19 protein-coding genes are annotated in these 22,784 nt (G+C 43.4%); 10 read left to right on the top strand and 9 right to left on the bottom strand.

Annotated features, from left to right (window positions below; all coding sequences use genetic code 11):
* Window positions 1-22: 22 nt before the first annotated feature.
* Together G337_RS0104510 and G337_RS27560 are read left to right on the top strand one after the other, a co-directional pair.
* Window positions 23-1,528 carry a bifunctional metallophosphatase/5'-nucleotidase gene (locus G337_RS0104510; protein WP_051302956.1) on the top strand — a complete coding sequence of 502 codons (1,506 nt, stop codon included), beginning with the start codon at window positions 23-25 and terminating at the stop codon, window positions 1,526-1,528.
* Window positions 1,525-3,210: a diguanylate cyclase domain-containing protein gene (locus G337_RS27560; protein ID WP_051302954.1), complete on the top strand. Its 1,686-nt coding sequence runs from the start codon at window positions 1,525-1,527 to the stop codon at window positions 3,208-3,210. Before G337_RS0104510 ends, G337_RS27560 begins: the two co-directional genes overlap by 4 nt.
* Window positions 3,211-3,345: 135 nt before the next feature.
* On the opposite strand, the gene G337_RS0104500 is transcribed toward G337_RS27560, so the two are convergent.
* The 4 genes from G337_RS0104500 to G337_RS0104485 all read right to left on the bottom strand — a co-directional run bounded on the left by G337_RS0104500 (window position 3,346) and on the right by G337_RS0104485 (window position 7,437).
* Window positions 3,346-3,978 carry a PEP-CTERM sorting domain-containing protein gene (locus G337_RS0104500; RefSeq protein WP_028862816.1) on the bottom strand — a complete coding sequence of 211 codons (633 nt, stop codon included), beginning with the start codon at window positions 3,976-3,978 and terminating at the stop codon, window positions 3,346-3,348.
* 359 nt (window positions 3,979-4,337) lie between these two features.
* Window positions 4,338-5,750 (bottom strand): DNA repair protein RadA, encoded by a 1,413-nt coding sequence (gene radA / locus G337_RS0104495; RefSeq protein WP_028862815.1) that lies wholly within the window; start codon window positions 5,748-5,750, stop codon window positions 4,338-4,340.
* Between the two features lie 25 nt (window positions 5,751-5,775).
* Window positions 5,776-6,441: a regulatory protein RecX gene (locus G337_RS0104490; RefSeq protein WP_028862814.1), complete on the bottom strand. Its 666-nt coding sequence runs from the start codon at window positions 6,439-6,441 to the stop codon at window positions 5,776-5,778.
* Window positions 6,442-6,612: 171 nt separating this feature from the next.
* Complete coding sequence (locus tag G337_RS0104485; protein ID WP_245597629.1) at window positions 6,613-7,437, bottom strand: TIGR01459 family HAD-type hydrolase; 825 nt, start codon at window positions 7,435-7,437, stop codon at window positions 6,613-6,615.
* A gap of 502 nt (window positions 7,438-7,939) precedes the next feature.
* Between G337_RS0104485 and G337_RS0104480 the strand changes: the two genes are divergently transcribed.
* Window positions 7,940-9,997: a bifunctional 2',3'-cyclic-nucleotide 2'-phosphodiesterase/3'-nucleotidase gene (locus tag G337_RS0104480; protein WP_028862812.1), complete on the top strand. Its 2,058-nt coding sequence runs from the start codon at window positions 7,940-7,942 to the stop codon at window positions 9,995-9,997.
* A gap of 91 nt (window positions 9,998-10,088) precedes the next feature.
* On the opposite strand, the gene G337_RS25605 is transcribed toward G337_RS0104480, so the two are convergent.
* The 3 genes from G337_RS25605 to G337_RS25600 all read right to left on the bottom strand — a co-directional run bounded on the left by G337_RS25605 (window position 10,089) and on the right by G337_RS25600 (window position 13,992).
* The gene (locus G337_RS25605; RefSeq protein WP_051302952.1) at window positions 10,089-10,898 is read right to left on the bottom strand and encodes a substrate-binding periplasmic protein; all 810 of its coding nucleotides are present in this window, start codon (window positions 10,896-10,898) and stop codon (window positions 10,089-10,091) included.
* 273 nt (window positions 10,899-11,171) lie between these two features.
* Complete coding sequence (locus G337_RS0104470; RefSeq protein WP_028862811.1) at window positions 11,172-12,116, bottom strand: LysR family transcriptional regulator; 945 nt, start codon at window positions 12,114-12,116, stop codon at window positions 11,172-11,174.
* Between the two features lie 64 nt (window positions 12,117-12,180).
* On the bottom strand, window positions 12,181-13,992 hold the full coding sequence (locus tag G337_RS25600) for an alkyl sulfatase dimerization domain-containing protein (RefSeq protein ID WP_051302949.1): 1,812 nt from the start codon (window positions 13,990-13,992) through the stop codon (window positions 12,181-12,183).
* 292 nt (window positions 13,993-14,284) lie between these two features.
* On the opposite strand from G337_RS25600, the gene G337_RS0104460 reads away from it, so the two are divergent.
* Entirely contained in the window at window positions 14,285-14,707 is a 423-nt protein-coding gene (locus G337_RS0104460; protein ID WP_028862810.1) for a GNAT family N-acetyltransferase, read from the top strand.
* A gap of 43 nt (window positions 14,708-14,750) precedes the next feature.
* On the opposite strand, the gene G337_RS25595 is transcribed toward G337_RS0104460, so the two are convergent.
* Window positions 14,751-16,250: a DUF1254 domain-containing protein gene (locus G337_RS25595; protein ID WP_051302947.1), complete on the bottom strand. Its 1,500-nt coding sequence runs from the start codon at window positions 16,248-16,250 to the stop codon at window positions 14,751-14,753.
* 192 nt (window positions 16,251-16,442) lie between these two features.
* On the opposite strand from G337_RS25595, the gene G337_RS0104450 reads away from it, so the two are divergent.
* A complete protein-coding gene (locus tag G337_RS0104450; RefSeq protein ID WP_028862809.1) occupies window positions 16,443-16,859 on the top strand; it encodes a hypothetical protein in 417 nt (138 codons plus the stop codon).
* Window positions 16,860-16,869: 10 nt separating this feature from the next.
* Here G337_RS0104450 and G337_RS25590 read toward each other — a convergent pair whose 3' ends face one another.
* The gene (locus tag G337_RS25590; protein ID WP_037027080.1) at window positions 16,870-18,066 is read right to left on the bottom strand and encodes an MFS transporter; all 1,197 of its coding nucleotides are present in this window, start codon (window positions 18,064-18,066) and stop codon (window positions 16,870-16,872) included.
* 95 nt (window positions 18,067-18,161) lie between these two features.
* On the opposite strand from G337_RS25590, the gene G337_RS0104440 reads away from it, so the two are divergent.
* The 5 genes from G337_RS0104440 to G337_RS0104420 all read left to right on the top strand — a co-directional run bounded on the left by G337_RS0104440 (window position 18,162) and on the right by G337_RS0104420 (window position 22,736).
* On the top strand, window positions 18,162-19,058 hold the full coding sequence (locus G337_RS0104440; RefSeq protein WP_028862808.1) for a LysR family transcriptional regulator: 897 nt from the start codon (window positions 18,162-18,164) through the stop codon (window positions 19,056-19,058).
* Between the two features lie 133 nt (window positions 19,059-19,191).
* On the top strand, window positions 19,192-19,896 hold the full coding sequence (locus G337_RS0104435; protein ID WP_028862807.1) for a DUF3581 domain-containing protein: 705 nt from the start codon (window positions 19,192-19,194) through the stop codon (window positions 19,894-19,896).
* 487 nt (window positions 19,897-20,383) lie between these two features.
* A complete protein-coding gene (gene pnuC / locus G337_RS0104430) occupies window positions 20,384-21,151 on the top strand; it encodes a nicotinamide riboside transporter PnuC (protein ID WP_028862806.1) in 768 nt (255 codons plus the stop codon).
* Entirely contained in the window at window positions 21,148-21,900 is a 753-nt protein-coding gene (locus tag G337_RS0104425) for a nucleoside phosphorylase (RefSeq protein WP_028862805.1), read from the top strand. The genes pnuC and G337_RS0104425 overlap by 4 nt, the downstream gene beginning before the upstream one ends.
* 155 nt (window positions 21,901-22,055) lie before the next feature.
* The gene (locus tag G337_RS0104420; protein ID WP_028862804.1) at window positions 22,056-22,736 is read left to right on the top strand and encodes a Crp/Fnr family transcriptional regulator; all 681 of its coding nucleotides are present in this window, start codon (window positions 22,056-22,058) and stop codon (window positions 22,734-22,736) included.
* Window positions 22,737-22,784 lie beyond the last annotated feature (48 nt).

Raw genomic sequence — 22,784 nt, 5'->3', positions numbered from 1 at the left:
GGGAATAACGGCATCAATTATCATGACAAAATTTATTTTTCTCTTTATCAGTTTTTTCTATATTAATAGTGTTTATGCCGGTGCAGAAAAAGTCACTCTGATATTTACCGGCGGGCTTACGGAAATAGCCGTTAAAGATAAAGGCGGTTATGCTGAATTAGCATCGTTATTAGAAATTCACAGAAAAAAGCCGACGGCAGTTTTTTTTATTTTCGGCGGCAACAGTCTTTTTCCGAGTATTTTATCTTCCTTTGATCACGGCACCCATATTATTGATCTGCTCAACAGCTTAGAGCCCGATGTGATGGGGGCCAGCAATGGTGATTTTGCGTTTTCTGAAGATGAATTGTCTCTGCGCACCTATGAGGCTGCTTTTCCTATTGTGCAGAGTAATATTATTGAAACAGCTTCCGGGCAGAATCTCGACGGAGTACTTAATTCAGTAATACTGCAGCAGGGGCGATATAAGCTGGGCTTTATATCGTTAATGGATGAGGGGGTACTTGAAACCTACAATTTAACACGAATCAGTGTGAAAGATCCGCAGTTGATTGTTGCTGCCGAAGCAGAAAAATTACGCAGCTTGGGAGCGGATCTTATCATTATACATTATCGAGGTACGGAACTTAACTGCATTGATTTTTTAAAAAACGGCATGGTGGACCTGGTTTTACGAAATAATAATGACAGCAGCCTATTAACTGCAGAAAAGGCGCAGAAGCATGCTAAGCAGATATTTTTAGCAGAAACTGCTCAGGCCGCTGTTATTGAATTAAGCTGGCAGAGCAAGCTGCCGCAGACATTAACTGTGCAGTGGCAGGCAGAGAAACTTGCCTTATACCCGAAAAATTCAGCTGTGCAGCAGCAGATAAAGAATTACAGCAGCCGTTTAGATTTACTGCTTGATGAAATAATCGGAGTTACCAGAACAGATATTGATACATCTACAGTAGGTTTGCGCACTAAAGAAAATGCCCTGGGCAATTTAGTGACCGATTTAATGAAAAAGCATAGCGGCGCTGATATTGCACTGCTTAACGGCGGCGCGGTTCGAGGCGACAGTTTTTATCCGAAAAACAGTCAAATTAGTAGAAGGGATATTGTCAAAATGCTTCCTTATCGTGACACAGTGGTTTTATTAGAAGTTACTGGAATGCAGTTATTAGCGGTATTAGAAAATGGTTTTTCACAAATTGAAAATATTAAAGGCCGCTTTCCGCAGATCTCGGGTATGAAAGTTGTTTATGATTCTCAGGCTGCTGCTGGTGACCGCGTTATTTCTGTCGAGATTAATAACAGCCCTCTGCAGCCCTTAAAGCGCTATAAACTGGCTACTTCATCTTATATTGCCAGAGGCGGAGACGGTTATCAGAGGTTTAGGCATAATGTCCCGCTTACCTATAATCAGCAGATGTCAAAACTGTTGTCAGACATACTGATTAACGAGCTGCGTTTAACCAACAGTATTTTCCCGAAAATAGAATCTAGAATGATAGATATCGTGAAACAGCCGGCGGGTCAGCCATGAACAGCAGAAAAAAAATGCCGCCGCCAGTCGAGCAGGAGCCTTCTCTGCAGCCGCTCTCACGTTCATCTCGCGGGCGTCGATGCTCCCTGGCCGCCGTTATCAGCAGTGCATTTATCTGCATTGTTTTTTTATTTATAAGCGCAATGACTTTATCACATTACCGTCTGCTTGGTTTTCAGTCTATTTTAACCGGTATTACAGAAGACTCTTTTCCAGAAATCACCTATTCAAGGAACCTGCACAACCAGATCAATGAGCTGCTTCATTTAAGCAGCCGTCTGGCTTATGCTGCTAATGATGTAACCCTGCGTATGGCAAAACAAAGCATCGATAATAAGGTGCAGAGCATTCAAAAGCAGATAAATGAACAGGACGGAAATGTTTATTTGGGTACTCAGCTGAATGTTATCAGTAATGAGTTTTCTAGTTTACAACTGCTGGTTAAGCAGAAACTCGCTGTTCAGGAGCAGATAATAGAAGCTCAGAACACTATGTATGTACTTCATGAAAAAATGTTCAGGCTGTCACCGCAGGTAAACAAAAATTCAGCGGGCACGACCTGGACATCGGCTTATTCAGAGATGATAACTTTAGCCAGTAAAACATTAATAAAGCTTAGATTACAGGAAGTAAGGCAGATTTATCGTCAGATAGAAAATAAAATATTTTTACTTGAGAAAGATATTATTTCTCTGCCGCAGTCCAGCCGCACAAGCGCTGAATCTTTAACTGCACAGCTGCGTCTGCTGCTGTTTGCCGAAAACGGCCTGCTGCAGCTGAAAATTGAGCAGCTGCGCATTAACGGGCGTGTTATCGGACGAGAGCATTTTGTGAAAAATCTGCTTGATGATTTTTCCCGCGTGGCCGAATTTAAGTCTTATCAGATTAATGAAGCAGTGATTGCTGATACAAATTCGATAACCGAGAAAGCTTCAGCTGAAACAAAACTAATGAATGCAGCTTCGTTATTGGTTTTATTTGTTCTTTTTGCTGTTATTTATTTTATTAAAAGGCGTTTTGTTGAACGTGTTGTTTTACTTAATAACCATGTTATTGCCCGCCTCAAAGGCGATAAGGTCGAATTTGATGTCAGCGGTAACGATGAAATTTCTGATATGGCGGAAGCATTTAATTTTTTTGCTGCTAAAGTCGAAGAGCAGAAGAAGATATTACGGGATCTGTCTTTAACTGACGGTTTAACGGGGTTGTTTAACCGGCGCGCTTTAGATCAGAGGCTGGATCAGGAATTACAGAGTGCCGTGAGAAATCAGCTGCCTGTGGCGGTACTGATAATGGATATTGATTATTTCAAAAGATACAACGATATTTATGGTCATTTAGCAGGAGATGACTGTCTGAAGCAGGTAAGTGCTGCCCTGCTGCGCTGCAAAAGGCGCTCTACTGATTTTATTGCGCGATACGGCGGCGAAGAGTTTCTGTTCATTTTACCTAATACAACACCCGATGGTGCGCAGAAAATGGCGGCGGAGGTGCTTGCTGAAGTTAATGCTTTGAATATCCCGCATGAAGGAAACCGCGCAGCTCCACACATCACCATGAGTATCGGTATTGCCGGCAGCTGTTATCAGGAAAACTTAAACAGTGCGGAGCTGCTTAAAAAAGCAGATGAAGCCTTATATAAGGCTAAAAAAAGCGGTAAAAACTGCATTTATTCTTCGTAATGCAGCTGCACTATATGAAAACTGCATTGCGCATAATATAGTTTTTACGGCTGTATAATGGGAGAAGGTTAATGAGCGGGAGGTTTTCTTTTAACTGTGGCAGAAAAAGTGGGAGTAAACTCCCACATTAAGAGATTAAGTTCTTCTGCGTCTTATTAAGACAAAGCCTAATAAAGCTAAGCCTAAAAGTGCGGACGCTGCAGGCTCTGGTACGTTGCCGTCACGAAGGGTACCGGTAATAGTGAGTTTACTGTAGTCAAAGACAACTGGCTCACCGCTGGTATTGGAGTTTAGATTAAATCTGAACGAGCCGCTGCCGTCAAGAAGAGCGGTCAGTGAAGCGCCGGTTAGCGCGTAACTTAAAATACCATAACCATTAGGTCCTTGATCGGGGATCTGCGCGCCGCTTGCAAACAGCGTTCCGTCTAAATACAGTCTGTCATTAAGGCTCTGTACACCGCCGACACCCACTTCCCATGTTGCCGAGGCAATGCTGCTGAAAACTGAATAACTGTGGTTAAAAGTCGGGTTACCTAACCAAGTGCCAAATGAATGAGTTGCATAGTCAGTATGCTGAGCGCCGTCGGTGGCTGCAAGCTCTGCCGGGGACCTGTTATCAAAAGGACCTGAAAATGAGGTTGCTCCACAGACAATTGCGCCGCCTAAACAATCGAGATCACCAACCATATCTGTGATAACAACTGCCTGAGTATTGCTCACTGCAAATGACAATGCTAAACCTGCTGCTAAATGTAGTTTTTTATTCATCAGTTAAGCTCCTACGTTTGCATAAGCATTACACCCTGCAATGCTCATCAGTAAACTTTTGCAATCGTTAGGCCATAATTATTAAATTGATACAGATCAAATCCTTAGAGTTAATTAATAGAAGTTAGGCCGAGTGAGATGCGCCGATAAAGAGTAAAACTGTAAAATTTTAAAATAGTTACGCACTAAGATATCAGTAGATTAACGAGCTTTTCTTATGTTTTTTCAATAAATCAATTGCTTAGCTTGTTTTTACTTTTGTAAAATAATCCGACAAAAAAAACAGTAGAGATTATTGTTTTTAAAATCATGTGCTTGAGTCTTAACAAGGGCACCGGCATGGTGCCTTGTCTATGTTATTAATTCAGCGCTTCAATTAAGTCCTTAACGTTTTTAAGCGGGATCACGGACTGCTCAGCTTTTACGAACTGCTGCATCGATTTATGATAAGCCACTGCAGGAATATAGATCTGTTTTTTACCATGGCTTAATGCTTCGCGCACACGCGGTACAATCTGCGGTATCTGACGTAACTCGCCGGTTAGAGCCAGTTCGCCGATAAATACTGAATCTTCCGGCAGCGGTCTGGAGTTAATAGAGCTGAGCAGGGCAGCTGTCACAGCCATATCAGTTGATGTTTCAGAATCGGCCATTTTCAGGCCGCCGACCAGACTGATATTAATATCGTAATAGGTAGGAATGCCGCCGTGTTTTTTTAATACCGCAGTAATAAGAGACAAGCGGCTGTAGGAAACGCCGATACAGTTACGGATAGATTTTTCGCCTTCTACCTCGGTTGCTAACGCCTGAATCTCAATCAGCAGATTGCGCGCGCCGTCTTTAATCACCGAGATGGCGGAGCCCTCAAAATGCTCTTCACTGCCGGAAAGGAAGAGGCGGCTCGGGTTGTCAACGGAGAGCATGCCTTTTTCGGTCATTTGGAAAATGCCTACCTGCTCGGTATCACCGAAACGGTTCTTATCCGCACGTAAAATACGTACCGAAGCATCATTTACTTCAATATGAACGGCGGTATCAATAATATGTTTTAAGGTCTGCGGGCCGGCCATCTGTGAGTTTTTATTTACCTGGCCGACTAAAATAAGGGTAATACCATGCTGCTTACATAATCTGTTTAAGATTTTGGCACAGGTTTTAACCTGGGTAACACCGCCGGCAGAGCCGTCTACGGCAGTTGATTCAAACGCCTGGATTGAATCGGCAATCAGAAACTTGATATTATTTTCGACACACTGATCAACAATATCTTCAACACTGTCGGTATCAGACAATAAAAAGTTATCTTCATTAAAGTTGAGTTTTAAGCGTTCAATGCCGCGTTTCGCCCACTGGCTGAGACTTTCTTCGGCGGTCACATAGAGAGTCGGCATAGACTGCGACATCACTTCGGCCACCTTGGTGAGCAGGGTAGTTTTACCTGAACCCGGATCGCCGCTGATCAGCACTACTGAGCCCAGTGTGATACCGCCGCCTAAAACACGGTCCAGTTCTGACAGACCGGTTGTTACACGAGCTGCATTTTCAACCTGTACACCGGAAATCCGCTGCACGCCGCTGCTGGAAACACCGGCATAACCACCGCTTTTAACACGGTTTACTGCCGCATTAACCGACTTTGTCGCTGCTGATGCTTCTCTAAACTCAGTGACGGTATTCCACGATTTGCATTCGACACACTGACCCTGCCATTTTTTATAATCTGCACCGCATTCACTGCATACATATGCGATTTTTGTTTTTGCCTTCGCCATTAACTTATCCTGCTGTTTGTACTATTTACTGCTCAGCTTCATGCATCTGTTTATTGAATTCTTTAACTGCATCCTGGGTATCACTGAATGTATAACCTCTTGATACTAAAAAACGCATCGCTTTATCGTGCTGTTTACGCTCAATAATTTCTGTCTTAAATTTACGAGACAGGAGCCGCACCGCCTCGTTTATATCAACACACTCTTCTTCCGGGAATGCTTCATTATGTATTTCAATAGCGCTGAATATATCATTGAAATCATGCCCTTTACCCTGTAGAAAAGCCATTGCTTTTTGTTTCAGGTGCTGATTAGCAAGGCGCTGTTTATATTTGTCCGACAAGAGCCTTACGGCACAGTTTACATAATCATGAATGCTGTTTTCAAAGATATCAGCAAGTTCATTTAAACTAATACCTTTGTTCTGCAGATCCCGTTTAATGCGGTTAAGGCCGAATCCTCTGTTTTGTGCTGAGCGGATAAAATTTTCTATAAAACGGGCATCATTTAAATAATTATTGTCAAGACACTCGCTGATAACCGTTTCAATCCACTGCTGATTGTCGGTTTTGCGGGAGATTTTTTCCCGCAGCTCTTTTTCGCTATGATCGCGCCGACCCAGATGCCAGAAGGCGGATCTGCGTACGCCGTCAATATCTTTGGCGGGTTTTATGGGTTTATTAAATGACATGTTTTCCTAGTCACCTGCAAGTGTCTATAATAACTGATTAAATATACAGTGAATTGTAACCGGAAAGAAATTTAAAGCAATCTTTGAGCCGCTTTAATCTTGATTATATATATCGAAGGCAGGAAAGAACGGTGATCTTTAGTCACCGTTCTTTGTTTGTACTCTGTTTATTTAAACTTTAAACCAGTCAATATAAAAGCTGGGATTAACGGCGTACTCAGCACTTAAATCACTAATGCTTTGCTGATCCGTGATCTCTTGTGCATGAATACCGCTAGTAATAAACAGGCTTGATATTCCTGCGTTATCCGCACCGGCCATATCGTGTTCCATGCTGTCGCCTACAGCTATGGCGTTCTCCCATCCGCCGACCAGTTCTCTGCACATCGCGTAGATATCCGGCTGCGGTTTGCCGTGCCAGTGTACTGTGCCGCCCATATCCTGATAAGCTTTAGCAATGGAGCCCGGACACATTTTTAATGAACCCTCAGGTGTCATAGCCACCAGATCGGGATTACTGACCACTAATTCAAGATTACGTGCGCGGGCTGCCTTAAGATCATCCATATAGTCGGAAAGCTCAGGACGGCTGACACCATAGCAGAGTACAAAGGATGCATTTTCAACAGATGCACGGCTTAACCCGCACTCTTCAAGCACAGTTGTACTCTCTTCCCAGGTGAAAAACAGGGGCTTTGTCCCGAGGTGCTTAAATTTTCCGGAGTTAAAATTATGACGCATATGGTCCCCGGATGTTAATACGTCGATATATAAATCGCGGCGAATGCCAGAGTCCTGTAAACGGGCGTAAGAAAAATTGTGGGTATTGCCGCTGTTAGACAGGATCACTACTTTCTTATTATGTTTGTGCAGAAATTCCAGTGTTTCAACCGCTTGTTCAAAAGCGTCGCCGCCGTTATGCAGCACGCCCCATTGATCTAGAATAAAGGTATCAAAACTGTCGATGATGTCCTTAAGACCGTTAATTATTTTCACTTATTGTTTACTCCGTTCGCAGGCTTAACAGCCGCTGGTTTATTATTTTCGTTGCGCGTCATCATATACTATGGCGGTTGATATGGTAAACAGCTGTTGTGTTGTAAAAAAGTATTCTGTCAGGCAGCAGCATATGAAATTTTTGTATGATTTTTTATAGTAAATTGACTTCAGATTGACGAGTATGATGTAATCAAAATTCAGATCCAGAGAGAGGGATAAAGCTTCTCTATTGGATGTTTTAAATAAATGATGAACTGCTGTTTGTACTAAGCCACTTGGAAATACCGTAATACGTATTTCCAAGCGGCTTAGTTGTTTCATTATCCATACTGATTGAGTTTGTGATTATTTCTCTTTGTACTGAAATGGGTCAAGGGATTAGCACACGAAGCATTAAGCAGAACAGATGCAGACTTAAACTGGTATCGGTACATCAGCTGTTTGAGAAATGATCGCTAGTGATTGTTTTTCAAGTTTAATTAATAAGAGAATGATTGATATGTTTAATAAAAAAGTATTAGCAGTGGTTATTACATCAACACTGGGGCTGTCTGCATGCAGCTTGAGCAGTGATGAAGAGCCGGTGCAGGTTGATCTGCGAATTTTAGAAACCACGGATCTGCACGCCAATATTATGGATTTCAACTATTACAGCGGCAAAGAAGATCCGACTATCGGCCTGACTCGTACTGCGAGTCTGATCCGTGCGGCTGGTGCAGAAAGTGATAACTTTGTGTTAGTGGACAACGGCGATCTGCTTCAAGGCAGTCCAATGGCGGATTATGTTGCTGATCAGTACAATAAAGATTTAGGTGTTGCTCAAGGTGATACTCATCCAGCCTACAAGGTAATGAATACACTTAACTATGCCGTGGGTAATATCGGTAATCATGAGTTCAACTACGGTTTAGAATTCCTGGAAAAAGCACTTTCCGGTGCACAGTTCCCCTATATCAACGCAAATGTTTACTGTGACAGTTCGCAGTGCTGGAACGGCCTGGAACGCGGTGATAATTTATTTACCCCTTATCTGATTCAGGAAAAAGAAGTGCTTGATACTGACGGTAATAAGCACATCATGAAAATCGGTTATATCGGTTTTGTGCCGCCGCAGATTCTTCAGTGGGATAAAAAACATTTAGAGGGCAAAGTACGTGCGGATGACATCATTGCAAGTGCTAATAAGTTTATACCTGAGATGAAAGCGCAGGGTGCAGATATTATTATTGCTATTCCGCACTCCGGTATCGGAACGCCGGAAAACCCGGGTGAGATTAATGCAGAAAATGCAACTTATGCACTGAGTCTGGTGGATGGTATTGATGCAATTATGTTCGGTCACAGCCACTCTATTTTCCCGGCGCCAAAATATGCTGATGTCCCCAATGCTGATATCGAAAAAGGTACCTTAAACGGTGTTGCTGCTGTTATGCCGGGCCGCTGGGGTGATAACCTCGGCGTTGTTGATCTTAAAGTTGAACTGAAAGAGGGCAAATGGTCAGTAGTTGATTCGCACTCAGAAGCGCGCCCGATTTTTAAAGATAAGCCGCTTGTTGAAGCCGATCAGGCTCTGCGTGATGCGGTCAAAACAGAACATCAGGAAACGCTTAACTTTGTCTCCCAGCCTATTGGTAAAGCATCGGGCAATATGTACAGCTTCTTGACACTGGTTCAGGATGATCCTACGGTGCAGATAGTGGCTGATGCGCAGATCGATAAAGTAAAAGAGCAGATAGCTAACATGCCTGCACTTAAAGATTTACCGGTACTTTCTGCCGCTGCTCCATTTAAAGCCGGCGGCCGTCATGGTACCTCGAGTGATGCGGATCAGTACGTGCAGGTTGATAAAGGTCAGCTAACCTATAAAAATGCGGCCGATTTATATCTTTATCCAAATACCATGGTAGTTGTAAAAGCGACAGGTGCTGAGGTTAAAGACTGGCTGGAATGCAGTGCAAACCAGTTTAATCAAATTGATCCTGGCAGCAGTAAACCGCAGGCGTTAATTAATTATGCTGGTCATCCGACTTATAATTATGACGTGATCGACGGTGTTACTTATCAGATTGATGTTACTCAGCCGAATAAGTTCGACAGCAGCTGTACGCTGGTGCCGGGTAATGAAGGCGCAGAGCGTATTTCTGGTTTAACCTATACAGCAGAAGACGGCACAAAGTACACGGGTGATAAGTTAGCCGCGATGGAATTCCTTGTCGGGGTGAATAATTACCGTGCCTTCGGAGGCAGTTTTGCCGGTACCGGATTTGACCATGTAGTGCTTGAACTGCCGGATGAGAACCGCACTGTGCTGTCAAACTATATCACTGCACAAACGGCTGCCAAAGGACAGGTGACGACAGAAGCGGATCATAACTGGAGTTTTAAAACGATTGATACGGAAACAGCGCTGGATATACGTTTTGAAACACAAAATACGGAAAAAGCAGCTGAATTTATTGAGCAGTTTAAGCAGAGAGATATGCACAAAGTGGCTGTTGATGATCTCGGTTTTGCAATTTACAAAATAGATTTAACAGCGCCGCCGAAAGGTAGGTAATAACGCGCCGGCAGATGCTCTGCTTGTAAAGCAGAGCATGATTAATGCTGAAATTGTATTTACAATTTAAACAGCCGATATTTTCCGGCATCTAAGGCCGCTGGGTGCTGCTGGTTGGAGTTGTTTCTATTGTGTGTGCATAGTTACTGAAAATTTTGTTGTACGTGCCGTTTTCACGTATGGTTTTTAAGCCGTAATTAAAATCATCGCGAATTTTTTCTGAAGTAAATGCATAATGGTAATGGGAAGGAGGAAATATACAATCGTATTTAACTTTCAGATCCAGATCTGAGGCGTTAATACCGAAGACAGCTTCACCGTTTAAGGATTCCAGCAGAGACTGATTATGAAAATACTTGAAAATATTCTTTTCTGAAATAACCACATCTACACGTTTTTTGAACAGCTGTTTTACCTGCAGCGACTGATCCGAAATCTCTCTATAACGTGTATTTTTCAAGGTCATGTTTTTGAAGTCTTTACCTAATATTGTTGATGCCCTTTGAAAGGCAACAATACGTTTGTCCTGCAGGTCATTAATGTCATTAATGACAAATTCGTTGTCGGCTAAGCTTATTGCACAATTTTGAAAACTGACCACCAGATCTGAATAAAAGCCGTTTACCATGCCTTTTTTAACATTAATTACTGCCTCAACCTTGCCGGAATCAAATGACTCGAAAGCTCTGGCCAGGGGCAGGTAGTGTGCTTTTATGCTGTGTCCTTTAACTGCAAATGCTTCTTTGAGTATGTCCAGCTCTAATCCCGTCTCAGTTTCCTTGATTACCCAGGGAGGGATTGAAAAACTAATGCCGATAGAGATCTGCTCTGCGCGCAGCTGCCCGGAAAAGACAAAACTCAGCAGCACTATTAAGCAAAAAGTTAAGATATTTTTCGGCAAAATAAATATCCCAATGTTAGGGCCGTTATATAGGAAGAGACTGCTCAGGATAAAACTGACGCTGACCACTAGTAAAATACACTATAACAATAGCATCTTCTTGTGTCTGAGGCGCGTATTTATGGACGCTGAATAATGCCGGAAAGCGCATTATTCAGCGCTTTTCGCTCGGGCTGGGAAGAATTTAATTTTCTAGTTATAAAAAATATAACATATTGATTATTAGATGATGATAAAGTGGATATAACTCTGCATCTTCTTGATTGTTACTAATTAACTGTACGCTGCAGTGCGCTTCATTATGTTATTAACAATCTGCTGAATTTCATTATTCAGCCACTGATAATAGGGATCATGGCGGTGTCGGTAATGGCCGTAAAGATGAATGGCTTTAGCGAATGTTTTATCGAATTCATGCAGACGAAAATCGACCAGAGCAAGGTCCCGGCTGTCATAAAGCTCCGAGGTAGGAAATATCTGCTCGCTTAATGCAGTGACCTGGGCAATGTTGGCGATGATTTCAGAGCGGAACCCCTGTATCAGGGATAGTCCGAACTGCTCAAAGACCTCTTCAATAAGTGTTTTATGCTGATTCCAGTCAGGGGCAATAGCAGTGGCTATCGGGTAGCGGGCAATATCTTTGAGGGTCGGGTTTACCAGGCGGGTTAACGGATGTGATTGAGATATGCAGGCTTTAAAATTATCAACTGCGAGCAGCGTGCTTATTATCTCTTTCTTGGTCTGCAGAGGGCTGTAATTAATGCCGATCAGGATTTGACCTGTACTTAATTTGTCAAGGGTCTGGTTATTCCAGATTTCTGTTGAAAACTCTATATTCGGTGCTTTCTGCTGCAGCATTAAAAAAATTTCAGCGGGCAGGCTTTGTCCTAATAAGGGGTTAACTGCTAATACCAGCTTATCGATTTTTTCTGCAGGATTAAACTCATAACTGCTCTCTATCGCTTGTGACAGATCGTTTAACAAAGAAGGAATGCTGCGGCTTAAAATCTCACACCTGGCGGTGAGTAATAACCCCTGGCTTGAGGGAACAAACAGCTGGTCATCAAACTGCTCTCTTAATCTTTTTAAACTGCGGCTGACGGAAGGCTGTGCCATATGTAAACGTTCGGCGGCTTTTACTGTGCTGCGCTCTTCAAGTAACACCTTAAACACTTTTAATAAATTAAGATCTAAAAGATTAAGGTTTACCTGCGGCATATATACTCCAAATAAAGGAGCCCGCAGGCTCCTGACTATTTTAGGTTTTTCAATTAAAAGACCGTTATTTCAACCCGTAGCTGTATGGGAAAAAAGTGAAATCAAAGGCATTATCAAAGCGTTGAATATCCCCTTTTTTACCTATGACTTTACCAAGGTCGTTAAGCATGGTGTTATCTTGATAGAATAATTTATCAAATTCAGCTCTAGCTGTAAGAACTGTTACATCACTCTCACTTTTCCCCTGGATAACTTCGACAATGCCGTTACGAAGGTGAACAGTAAAAGTCTCGCCGCTGTCGCTGAAATTAAACTGATAAACCGTTTCCGTGCCGCCGATAACTTCAGGTCTGACTTTATAACGCAGGCTGTCCATTAAGCTGCTGGTTGACATGCCGCTGATCATCTTAGGATTAGCAACCATGCTTTGCGCTATATTTTTGACCATATTCATATCTAAAAGTCCGTCCAGTTCATCGGCTGCCGTTAGGTAAAAGCCGCGATTAGAAGAGTTAATAGAGGCATAACCTAAATGACGTAAACCTGCCGCTTTGAGATGACGCGCCTGCTGGTCATTGTTATCAACACGCACCAGTTTGTCTGAAAGCTCAACCGACCATTTTATTTCACCGTCCTGCAGTGCTTTTTCAGCTAATTTCACCACCTGATTGCGGCCGCCCATGGCTGTGATTAATTTGTTCGCTGACTCAACTTCCGGCAGCGGCTCTAAATTCGCCGGATTGCCGTCAAACCAGGAAATATAACCGCTGTAAAAAGAGCGTACATTGGTGGCGACATTACCGTAGGTTTCTACCGTAAACGGATCCAGGGTTAAATAATCAGGAATTTTAATCTCATTAGCCAGCTGATCCGGGCCTTTACCCTGGTTAATTAGGCGGATTGCCTGATCATGCTGGTACTGCATTGAATCACGGTAAACGGTTAAGATCTTTTCTACTTTATCGCGGCCGTATTCCGGGCGGCCATGACCAGGCAGTAGATGTTCAGGATCTAAACCTCGAATATTATCAATGGCAGCTACCCAGGCATTAGTATCACGGAATTTGGTACCGCGTGGTGAATGCAGCTGCGGCGCCGCCGGGCCCTGCAGTTCATCACCGGTAAACACGGTGTTATATTCAGGTGCATAGATCACCATATGTGCTGAGTTTTCACCACCAGAATGAACAAAGGTTAACTCTAATCCCGCCACTTTGCGGGTTTCCTGCTCTTCAATAGTATAGGTTGGCGCAATAAATGAAGTGGCGCCTTGAGTCATATGACCGCAGCAGCCGATAGTATAATCTTCACGATCTTCAGGCTGTAATAAGGCGCCGTACATTGCGACTGCGCGCTGCGCCATCACCGGGCCGGTTGCCGCATTTTCAGAAATAAATGCTTCAACAAATTTAGCATCGGCAATCACTTCCACTTCGCCGCTGTTAACCTGCTCCTGTGTGATAAAGGCACCCACACCGCCAGTATGGTCAGCATGTGGATGGGTATAAATCACCGCTTTAATCGGTTTGTCCGATAATTTTTTTATTTTCTCAACTACGGGCCGCATTGACGGCTCATTTAAACCGGTATCGACAATAATCAGGCCTTCCGGCGCATCAATCACATGTATGGTAGCAAAAGCATTGTCTGGAATAATCGTCCAGATTGGCGCACTCGGGTGCTGGAAAAAGTTTTCTTCAAAATGCCTGCTGTGATTTTTGAAATACTCCGGCACATAACGTTTTACTTTGTACGGATTATCACCCTTAGAAAACTCCACATCATGGTAAACTTTCGTTTCTAAATCGGGTAAAACATGCGCAGAAAGTATAAACGGGCTGAGTAAAACTGCTGCGGCTATGATTGATTTTTTCATTTTATTATCCTCTCTTTAAACTGGTTATCTGTAAATACAAAGCCAGTTTAGAGAGGATAAAGGTATTAAACTAACGTATTATTTCTATATGTTGTATAACATAAGTGTTATACGATTTTTTGTGGAGTCCGAAATTTACAGCCGTTTGCGCAGAGCCTGAATTAAACACCTTCAGGTAAGTATCTTTCCTTATAGTGCTGAATAAACTTACGGGTTTGAATACAGGATTAAACATAGTAAAGTCAGCCTAAGCAGCATCTGTGAATTTAAATGTGTATTGCAAGGGGAAATAATGTCAGCAGTAAAAAATGTCGCTTTTGACAGTGAAAATAAACAGTCTATTCGTTTCATTCGAGAGAGTGTTTTTATTAAAGAGCAGGGCATAGATGCCGAGATTGAATTTGACGGTAATGATCAGTCTGCGCTGCATGCTCTGCTGTTTGTTGAGGGTAAAGCCGCCGCTACCGGGCGCATGCTGGAAGACGGACATATCGGACGTATTGCAGTTCTGCGTGATTATAGAGGTCAGGGGCTGGGGGCGAAAGTTGTGCTGTCATTAATCGACGCGGCCGCTGAAAAGGGCTGCTCGCGTGTTTATCTTGGGGCACAAAAACAAGCTGTCGATTTTTATACAAAACTAGGTTTTACACCATTTGGTGAAGAGTTTATGGAAGCCGGCATTGTGCATTTATCAATGGAAAGATTGTTAGGCTGATATAGCACACAGTGCAGGTAAAAAAGGCCCGCTGCAGCGGGCCTTAATCATTTTTATGATTCAACTTTTTCAATATTACCCAGCTGCCAGGTTTTATCAAACCAGGCCTGCTTCGGTCCATAGTTACGAAAGATGGTGGACCATGATCTGCCGCTGAGAGTTTTAACCCAGTTACTTTCATTGACTCCCTGCGGACGCTGCGGTGCAAAGTGCAGGGTATAGATCCGTCCTTGTTCGCCTGCGCATCAAAACCTATAACAGATGATTTACTGCCGTTAACCAGCATTGAGCGGGTCTGTGTATCATAAACAGTGAATGACCAGAAATCCTTTGCCGGAACACCTGCCGGAATAGTGATTGTATAATGTAAACCGCCGTCTAAATAAGCGCCCGTGGAGTCATGAAAAGCAGCTGCATATTTGCTGCCTTTCTCTAAGAAATCAAGCGCCATTGCCGGTGAAACACCTGTTGCATAATAATGGAAATAAATCATCGCATCAAAGTTTCGGCCTCCGTTTTCAGTGACATAATCATGGCTTGGATTAGGCTCATAGGGGGTTGTCCACTGCGGATTGCCCGGATAAACATTAAAGCTGTCATCGGGGCGGAAGGTTACCGCCCGGGCCTGTGCATTAGCAACGGCAGCCGCCTGAACCAGATCCGCTTTGGGGATAAAATCTTGTCCTTTAACGATTCCGATGGATTCCATCAGGCCGCGCTCTTCAACACTGTATAACTGTGCCGGCTCACGCTGAACCGCCGCGTTTAATTCCTGGTAGAAATCCTGATTATTTGCGTGAATGGTATTGGTTTCTTTACCTGTGTATTTAATAAACTGCATAGCCGGCGGATTATCGATATCAGCTAAGTAGAAACCTTTCATGTTCGCTTTGATATTAGCTACCGCTTTATCCCAGTTACCGTTTTGGTCACGAAAACCACGGTTAAGCATCATAATATTGTATGAAGGAGACTGATAAACAAAAGCGTTATGTTTGTTTTTCAGCTGCTCAGCGCTGCCGTAGTGGTTATCATAATCCGGCGGTAAAAGAATGAAGGTGCCGCCCTGGCCTTTATCTGCACCCGCGCGGCCGGTATCAGCGATATGATGGAATCGAGCATCATCGATAAATCCTAATGTATCGGGCGGTGTCTGCAGAACAACCGGGCCTCTGCTTAAATCATACTGGCCGAGGAAATAAACGGTGTCATTATTGGCAGTCAGCAGCAGTGTCTGGTCATCCATCATATCTTCAAACAGTAAAACCTGGTTAGGCTGTTTTTGTCCCGCTGCAGTCAGACCTTCTGTAAAGGCATACATTGATGTCGTCGGAATATGATCCAGGAAAACCTGCGATGCACGCTGCAGCTGCAGCAGTTCCAGTGCACGGGTCGTGCCGGCTTCGTCCAGGTAACCGTCAAAATAATTGAATGTCCCGACACTGGTGACAACTTTATCCGGCGTGGTAATATTTTCCGGGATCTGCACGGCACCTGCAGAAAATGAAAAAGCGGCAGTTCCGGCAATAATTAATTTTTTCATATCTTTGACCTTATTAGATAATTTAACTTTAAACGGGTATTTGTTTTGTTGATTGTTGTAAGCACAGAAGAAGTTTATGCTGAGAGGAGAAAGAGAATAATGCACTTAACTAGTGTTATTGCATAAACATGGTTTATGCATGATGCTAATTAAGCCTAGTTAATATAAGTTGCCGTATTGTCAGCAGGTGTTATGAAAAGATTAAATAAGTTAATCCCACTCCTATTATTTGTATTAGGGGCGCCTTGTGCTTATGCGGATACCCTGGTGCCTTTTACTAGTGACGGCTGCAGCGCATTTCCTGACGGAACAATAGAGCAGAACAAGCTATGGCTTTCATGCTGTACGAAGCATGATTATGACTACTGGAAAGGCGGCACTTACCAGCAGCGGATAGAGTCCGATAAAGCTTTGAAACTCTGTGTAACTCAGGTTGGAGAACCCGAAGTTGCTTTGTTAATGCTCCTGGGCGTCCGGGTTGGAGGCACTCCGTTTTTGCCAACCAGTTTTCGCTGGGGATACGGCTGGCCTTATCCGCGCTTTTATGGTGCTTTAACAGAGCAGGAACAGCACCAGGTAGAGTTGCTAAGCCGGTCAAACGGTCGTTAATTAATGAGCTTTAAGCACACTGTGTATTTGCCGGCATGCTTTTGCGGCTTAAATAAACCGTCAGTGCCGCCATGATTAAATAAGTGAATACGCAGGCTGTAAATACCATCGGCCAGCCCCCTGACTGCCAGCAGGATATCAGAACAAAGCCGCCCAGGCTGCCTCCGCAGTAATACATCACCAGATACAGAGCGGTTGCGGTAGATTTCCCGTGGCGCGCATTTCGCCCGACAAAACCATAAGCCAGAGAGTGGATAAAAAAAGCGCCGCCGCTGAGCAGCAGCAGACCTAGTACAATAGACACTAAATTCTGCAGCGACATGATTATTATTGCGCTGAAACAGACGGCCGCAGCCGCTAGTATGCCCGAAGTTGTGCTGTACTTTTTTGTCCAGCTGCCGCTCAGTTTAGCCGACAGGGTGCCGGCTAAATAACATAAAAATATCAGCGAAGTGATGCTCGCGGGCAGTGATAAAGGCGGCGATGATAATTTAAAGGCCATTACCGTATAGATATTAATAAACATTGCAAAATTTAATCCGCCGATAATCGTCGCCAGTAATATTTTTGGTGTGCGGATATGTGTAAGCAGCTGTCTGTTATGATGAAAAAAACGGCCTTTATGCGCACTGAAATGGTCTTGCCTGCTGATCCTCGGGAAGATAAAAAACAGTGCAGTAAAGCTTAAAGCAGACATACTTAATATCGTCCAGTTTAACCCTATAAAGTCGGTCATTACACCGCCGTATATTCGTCCTAGAATACCGCCCAGTGAATTAGCACTGATATAGCCGCCGACGGCAGTTAGTAAAGCCTGCGGTTCAAATTCATCAGCCATATAAGCGACGGCTACCGCAATAAAACCAGCTAGAGATATGCCCAGAAAAAAGCGCAGCACAAGCAGAGTTGATAAATCCTGACTAAAAAACATCAGCAGATTAATAACCGGAATTAACAATAAGCTGCATAACATTACCGGACGGCGGCCGTAAGTTTCAGAAAGAATTGCCCAGGGAATAAGTGCAATGGCTACAGCTAAGGTAGTAACAGAGAACAGCCAGTTTACCTGTATTTCTGTGGCATTAAATGTACGCATAAAATGGGGAAGTAACGGCTGAAAGTAATAGAGATTGCAAAATACTAGAAATGAACCTAATCCGAGGCCGACAGTCACGCGTTTATATGAGCTTGAATGTAATTTAATCATTTTTGAGTTCCGCAGCTGATAATTTACCAAGAGGTTAGCTGTTAAATGGTAGTATTAAAAATATATTAAACTTATCCCGGGTATATATTTTACTTATGCTTAATTCTAAGAACTTACACTATTTTGTCTCTGTTGTTGAGCACGGCAGTTATACAAAAGCAGCTGCATCCTTGAATATTGCTCAGTCAGCCCTGAGTATTTCTATGTCTAAATTTGAACAAAAGCTTGGTGTTACTTTATTGTACCGCAGCCGTAAAGGGGTCTCGGTCACTACAGAAGGGCAGGTTTTGTTAGATCATGCTAAAGGCATCCTTAATAAAATTGCAGATGCTCAGACTGCGGTTGATGAACTGCGCGGTCTGGAAAAGGGCGAAGTAAAAATCGGTATCCCGAGCATGATGGGTACCTATTTTTTTCCAGAGATCTTAATGGCATTTAAGTTTCAGCATCCGCATCTGAATCTTAGTATTGTGGAGTCGGGTACGCAGACTATTAAAGATCTGCTCCTCAGCGGGGAGCTGGATTTAGGCATAATTATCAATGAAAATGTGCCCGATGAACTGCAGGCAAAGCATCTGATCACCTCACAAATGGTAGCCGCCGTGGGGCAAAATCATCCTTTAGCTGCGCATAACAATATAAACTGCCGGACCTTTTTTGACCATGAACTGGTGATGTTTAAAGCCGGTTATTTCCACCGGGCTGTGATTGACGACCTATGTCAGCAGCACCACTGCACGGCACAATATTCTTTTGAAACTAATTTATTAGCGATGATTTTAAACATTGTAAAAAATGAATTTGCGATCACTGCATTATTAGAGTTAGTGACAGATGTTGAACCGGACATACAGGGCATCCCTTTTGAGCCGGCTGTACATCTGGATCTGGCTATGGCCTGGCGCAGGGACGGTTATTTGTCTGTTGCTAATAAACGTTTTGTTGATTTCACTTTAAATGAAGTGAACAAAAACAATAACTTTGGTGATTAACAGCGTTTTTGCTGTGTCCTGCCGGGTAATAAATTCCTAGAAAATGACAGAAAAAAACGCGAAGTGATATCTTTTTTATATTATTTCCTTATAATCCGCTTTTTTAATTTATTTACCATTTAAGAGAAGCCTGATGTTATTAGAATCTTATTACACGAAACGTGACAACCTTGTGCGCATTTCAGCTGCTCAGGCAAGCACCTTTGCTAAACAAGAATGTCGTGATTTTAACCCTATTCATGATCCTGAAAACAAACGTTTCTGCGTACCGGGGGATTTACTGTTTTCACTGGCATTAAATGAGTACGGCGTAAGTGAGTCTATGAGCTTCACTTTTACCAATATGGTGGGTGATAATGTCGGATTAGTTTTTCCTGAAGCAGACGGTGAGCATATCGTAATTACCAATGAACAGGGAAAAAGTGTCTTAGAAATTAGTAAAAAGGGCAGTACCAGCCATGATCCGGCATTAATCGAGTCTTTAATTAAAAACTACGTAGTTTTTTCGGGGCAGAATTTCCCGACATTATTAATGCCGCTGATGAAAAAGCATAATGTGATGTTTAACCCAGCCCGCCCGTTAGTGATGTACAACAGCATGAGTTTTGAATTTGATGCCCTGGCACTTAATGCGCCGGTAAATGTTGAACTGGAAGACTCTCTTTTTGAAGTAGAGCCGAAGCGTGCGAATAACTTTCTGCATTTTGCCATCAATGACGGTGAAAAGTCGATCGGCCGCGGTATTAAAAAAATGGTTGTTGCCGGTTTAAAACCCTATGATCATGAATCCATCACGGCTTTCTCAGCCGCTTATGAAGCCCGCCGTTCTGCGTTTTAGGCAGACTTAGCAGCATCCTATAAAAAAGCAGGGCACCTGAGCTTTATAAGTTTAAAGATTCGGGGCCCGCAAGTTTTCCCTTGTTTACTCCCTCATTGTGTTTTTTCTATTTTCTCTGCTGAACTTTGATATGTATCGAATGCAGGGGGACAAAAGTCCTCATTGCCGAGTAGTGCTTTTTATTACCATAGACATACCCGTTATCAATCAAAATGCATTTATCAGTCGCTAGCTCGGACACTAAGACAAGGCGCAACATGATGACAATGGCTAGTCCTTATCAAATGTTGCAACGCAGTATTGGTTTTCGAGCTGGCGACCCGCAGGGCAAGCCGTAAGGCAAACATTTTCGTTGTTATGAAGTCTCGATTTAACCCGTTAGATCTTCACCTTCACGCCTAGAACCTGTTCACCTTACGACTTGCTGATTTTTGCATCTTGATTGATAACGGGTATATAACTTTCAAAATCTATAAAAGGAATAAAAATGGATATCTTAACCTGGTTTGATATCAATAATACGCTGGTGAATATCCCTGTCGGCGGCGGTTACGCTATGTCGTGGATTGAGGCGGTTGGTACTGTTTTTGGTTTACTGTGTATCTGGAATGCCAGTCAGGAAAAAACCATCAACTATCTGTTTGGTCTGATTAATGTCACGCTGTTTGCGGTTATATTTTACCAGATTCAGCTTTACGGTATTCTTCTGCTGCAGCTGTTTTTCTTTTGTGCCAATCTGTACGGCTGGTACGCATGGACAAGACCAGCTTCTGAAGACGGTGACAAATTGACAGTGCGCTGGATGAGTAAACAGAAAACTGCATTTACCGTGGCGGTGAGTGTACTGGGTATTGCGCTGATGACGGTATATATCGATCCGGTTTTCTTAGTGCTGGCAAATGTTGCTGTTGATACCATGAATATTTTTGGTGCCGGGCTTGCCCGTCCGGAGTTATCGCCGGATGCATTTCCGTTCTGGGATTCTGTGATGACAGTGCTGTCAGTTGTGGCGCAGATTCTAATGACACGAAAATATGTTGAAAACTGGATCCTGTGGGTTGTTATTAATGTTATCAGCGTATGCATTTATGCAGCGCAGGGCGTTTATGCACTGTCAATTGAGTATGCGATTCTGATGATTATTGCGGCTAACGGTACACGTCAGTGGATGAATACTGCCAAAGATAATCAGGGAGCCAATACTGCTGCTTCAGAAACAAAAGTTCAGGACAGCGCAGAGGTTAAAACAGCATGAGTAAACAGCCTCATATTAACGTGAATGCCTCTCAGGTTGCCGCGCGTGTTATTGTCTGCGGCGAACCTGCCAGGGTTAACCGCATCGCTGATCTGCTTGACGATGTACAGCTTATATCGGATAACCGTGAATACCGCCTGATCAACGGTTATTATCAGGGCAAAGCGGTTACTGTGTGCAGCACAGGTATCGGTGCGCCTTCGGCAATTATTGCGCTTGAAGAGCTGCATTTATGCGGCGCACAATATATTGTCCGGGTGGGCTCTGCTGGCGCTCTGCAGGATAATATCGGATTAGGTGAACTGATTGTTGCTGAGGGGGCTGTGCGTGATGAAGGCGGCTCTAAGGCTTATGTTGCAGCTGAATTCCCCGCTTATGCGGATCGGCATTTACTGGCGGGTATTGAGCAGTACCTTAACATGCACAAGACTGCCGCTCATTTCGGTATTGTACGTTCTAACGACAGTTTTTATACCGATAATGAAGCGCAGATATGTGAGCACTGGAGTCAGAAAGGGGTGTTAGGTGCGGATATGGAAACCTCTGCTTTACTGACTGTGGGCAGGCTGCGGGGCCTGCGCATTGCCAGCATTCTTAATAATGTTGTTTTATATCAGCAGGATGTTCAAGAAGGGATAAATCAGTATGTGGATGCTGATCAGACAATGATGCAGGGAGAAAAAACAGCTGCTGAAGCTGCGCTGCATGCGCTGTGCTGCATGCGCTGTGCTGCCGGCCGTAACGGCTGATAGTTTGTGATACAGGCCCGGTTCTTTTACCGGGCTTTTTCACGGTCAGGTTTAATGCCGGAGTTTTGCAGTTAAACTATTGCTCTGCTGCTGATGATTGGTTAGCATGCGGCTTCTTAATTGTTCTCGTTAGCATTTTGCCGAAAGTATAAATTATGCAGTTGAAACCCTATTCACAAAGTCGTTTTTCCAGTCATCTGAATACCCTGTATCCTGAGTTTAAGGAAGCCTTTTATTTGTGCCAGAGCCATAGCCAGTATTTTCAGGCGGGTGAGGATATCCTGCGTCAGGGGCAGGTACTTAAACACCTGTATCTGGTTTCTGTCGGCCGGGTATCAATGAATATTGCCGCGGTCAACGGGCGGCGTTTTCAGTTAGGTGAAGTGGAATGTGATTATCATATTTTCGGTGAAATGGAGTACTTTACAGATACTGTCTGTCAGTGGAACGTGGTAGCGGCTGAAGGTATGCAGGTGGATATTATCTGCCTTAATGCCTTGACTGAGTTACTGGCGAAACGACCGGAGTTTCATCTGTTTTTTTCCTGTGCGTTAGCCGCCGATTATCAGGATTCGCTGGATATCTACACCCACCGTCTTCTGCACTCCATCACTTACAATATTGCTTATGATTTATGGCACCGCAGTCAAAGCAGTGTCATGCTCGGCAGTTTTGACAAGGTATGTATGGAAGCAGAGCGCTTCGGTACCACAAGCCGGGTTTATCGACGAGTGGTGAAAGATCTTATTGAGAAAGGTTTAGTTGAAAAACACGGCACAGAAATCCGTGTTATTGATACAGATGCCTTAAAGTTTTTTATTGACCACTACCAGTAATATCACTTTGTTGATTTCATTAACTTAATGTTTTTAAAGAAATTATTC

Source organism: Psychromonas aquimarina ATCC BAA-1526 (assembly GCF_000428725.1).
Lineage (GTDB): Bacteria > Pseudomonadota > Gammaproteobacteria > Enterobacterales > Psychromonadaceae > Psychromonas > Psychromonas aquimarina.
The sequence above is the reverse complement of the archived record's forward strand: the minus strand, read 5'-3'. Positions and strand labels throughout refer to the sequence as shown.

Bases quoted from the DNA above. Each gene is read 5' to 3' on its own strand.
- G337_RS0104440 (WP_028862808.1), top strand. From the start codon at position 18,162: ATGCTTAATTCTAAGAACTTACACTATTTTGTCTCTGTTGTTGAGCAC.
- G337_RS0104420 (WP_028862804.1), top strand. From the start codon at position 22,056: ATGCAGTTGAAACCCTATTCACAAAGTCGTTTTTCCAGTCATCTGAAT.
- radA (WP_028862815.1), bottom strand. From the start codon at position 5,750: ATGGCGAAGGCAAAAACAAAAATCGCATATGTATGCAGTGAATGCGGT.
- G337_RS25600 (WP_051302949.1), bottom strand. From the start codon at position 13,992: ATGAAAAAATCAATCATAGCCGCAGCAGTTTTACTCAGCCCGTTTATA.
- G337_RS0104470 (WP_028862811.1), bottom strand. From the start codon at position 12,116: ATGCCGCAGGTAAACCTTAATCTTTTAGATCTTAATTTATTAAAAGTG.
- G337_RS0104425 (WP_028862805.1), top strand. From the start codon at position 21,148: ATGAGTAAACAGCCTCATATTAACGTGAATGCCTCTCAGGTTGCCGCG.
- G337_RS0104490 (WP_028862814.1), bottom strand. From the start codon at position 6,441: ATGTCATTTAATAAACCCATAAAACCCGCCAAAGATATTGACGGCGTA.
- G337_RS0104510 (WP_051302956.1), top strand. From the start codon at position 23: ATGACAAAATTTATTTTTCTCTTTATCAGTTTTTTCTATATTAATAGT.
- G337_RS0104480 (WP_028862812.1), top strand. From the start codon at position 7,940: ATGTTTAATAAAAAAGTATTAGCAGTGGTTATTACATCAACACTGGGG.
- G337_RS25590 (WP_037027080.1), bottom strand. From the start codon at position 18,066: ATGATTAAATTACATTCAAGCTCATATAAACGCGTGACTGTCGGCCTC.
- G337_RS0104450 (WP_028862809.1), top strand. From the start codon at position 16,443: ATGAAAAGATTAAATAAGTTAATCCCACTCCTATTATTTGTATTAGGG.
- G337_RS0104460 (WP_028862810.1), top strand. From the start codon at position 14,285: ATGTCAGCAGTAAAAAATGTCGCTTTTGACAGTGAAAATAAACAGTCT.
- G337_RS0104435 (WP_028862807.1), top strand. From the start codon at position 19,192: ATGTTATTAGAATCTTATTACACGAAACGTGACAACCTTGTGCGCATT.
- G337_RS27560 (WP_051302954.1), top strand. From the start codon at position 1,525: ATGAACAGCAGAAAAAAAATGCCGCCGCCAGTCGAGCAGGAGCCTTCT.
- pnuC (WP_028862806.1), top strand. From the start codon at position 20,384: ATGGATATCTTAACCTGGTTTGATATCAATAATACGCTGGTGAATATC.
- G337_RS25595 (WP_051302947.1), bottom strand. From the start codon at position 16,250: ATGAAAAAATTAATTATTGCCGGAACTGCCGCTTTTTCATTTTCTGCA.
- G337_RS0104500 (WP_028862816.1), bottom strand. From the start codon at position 3,978: ATGAATAAAAAACTACATTTAGCAGCAGGTTTAGCATTGTCATTTGCA.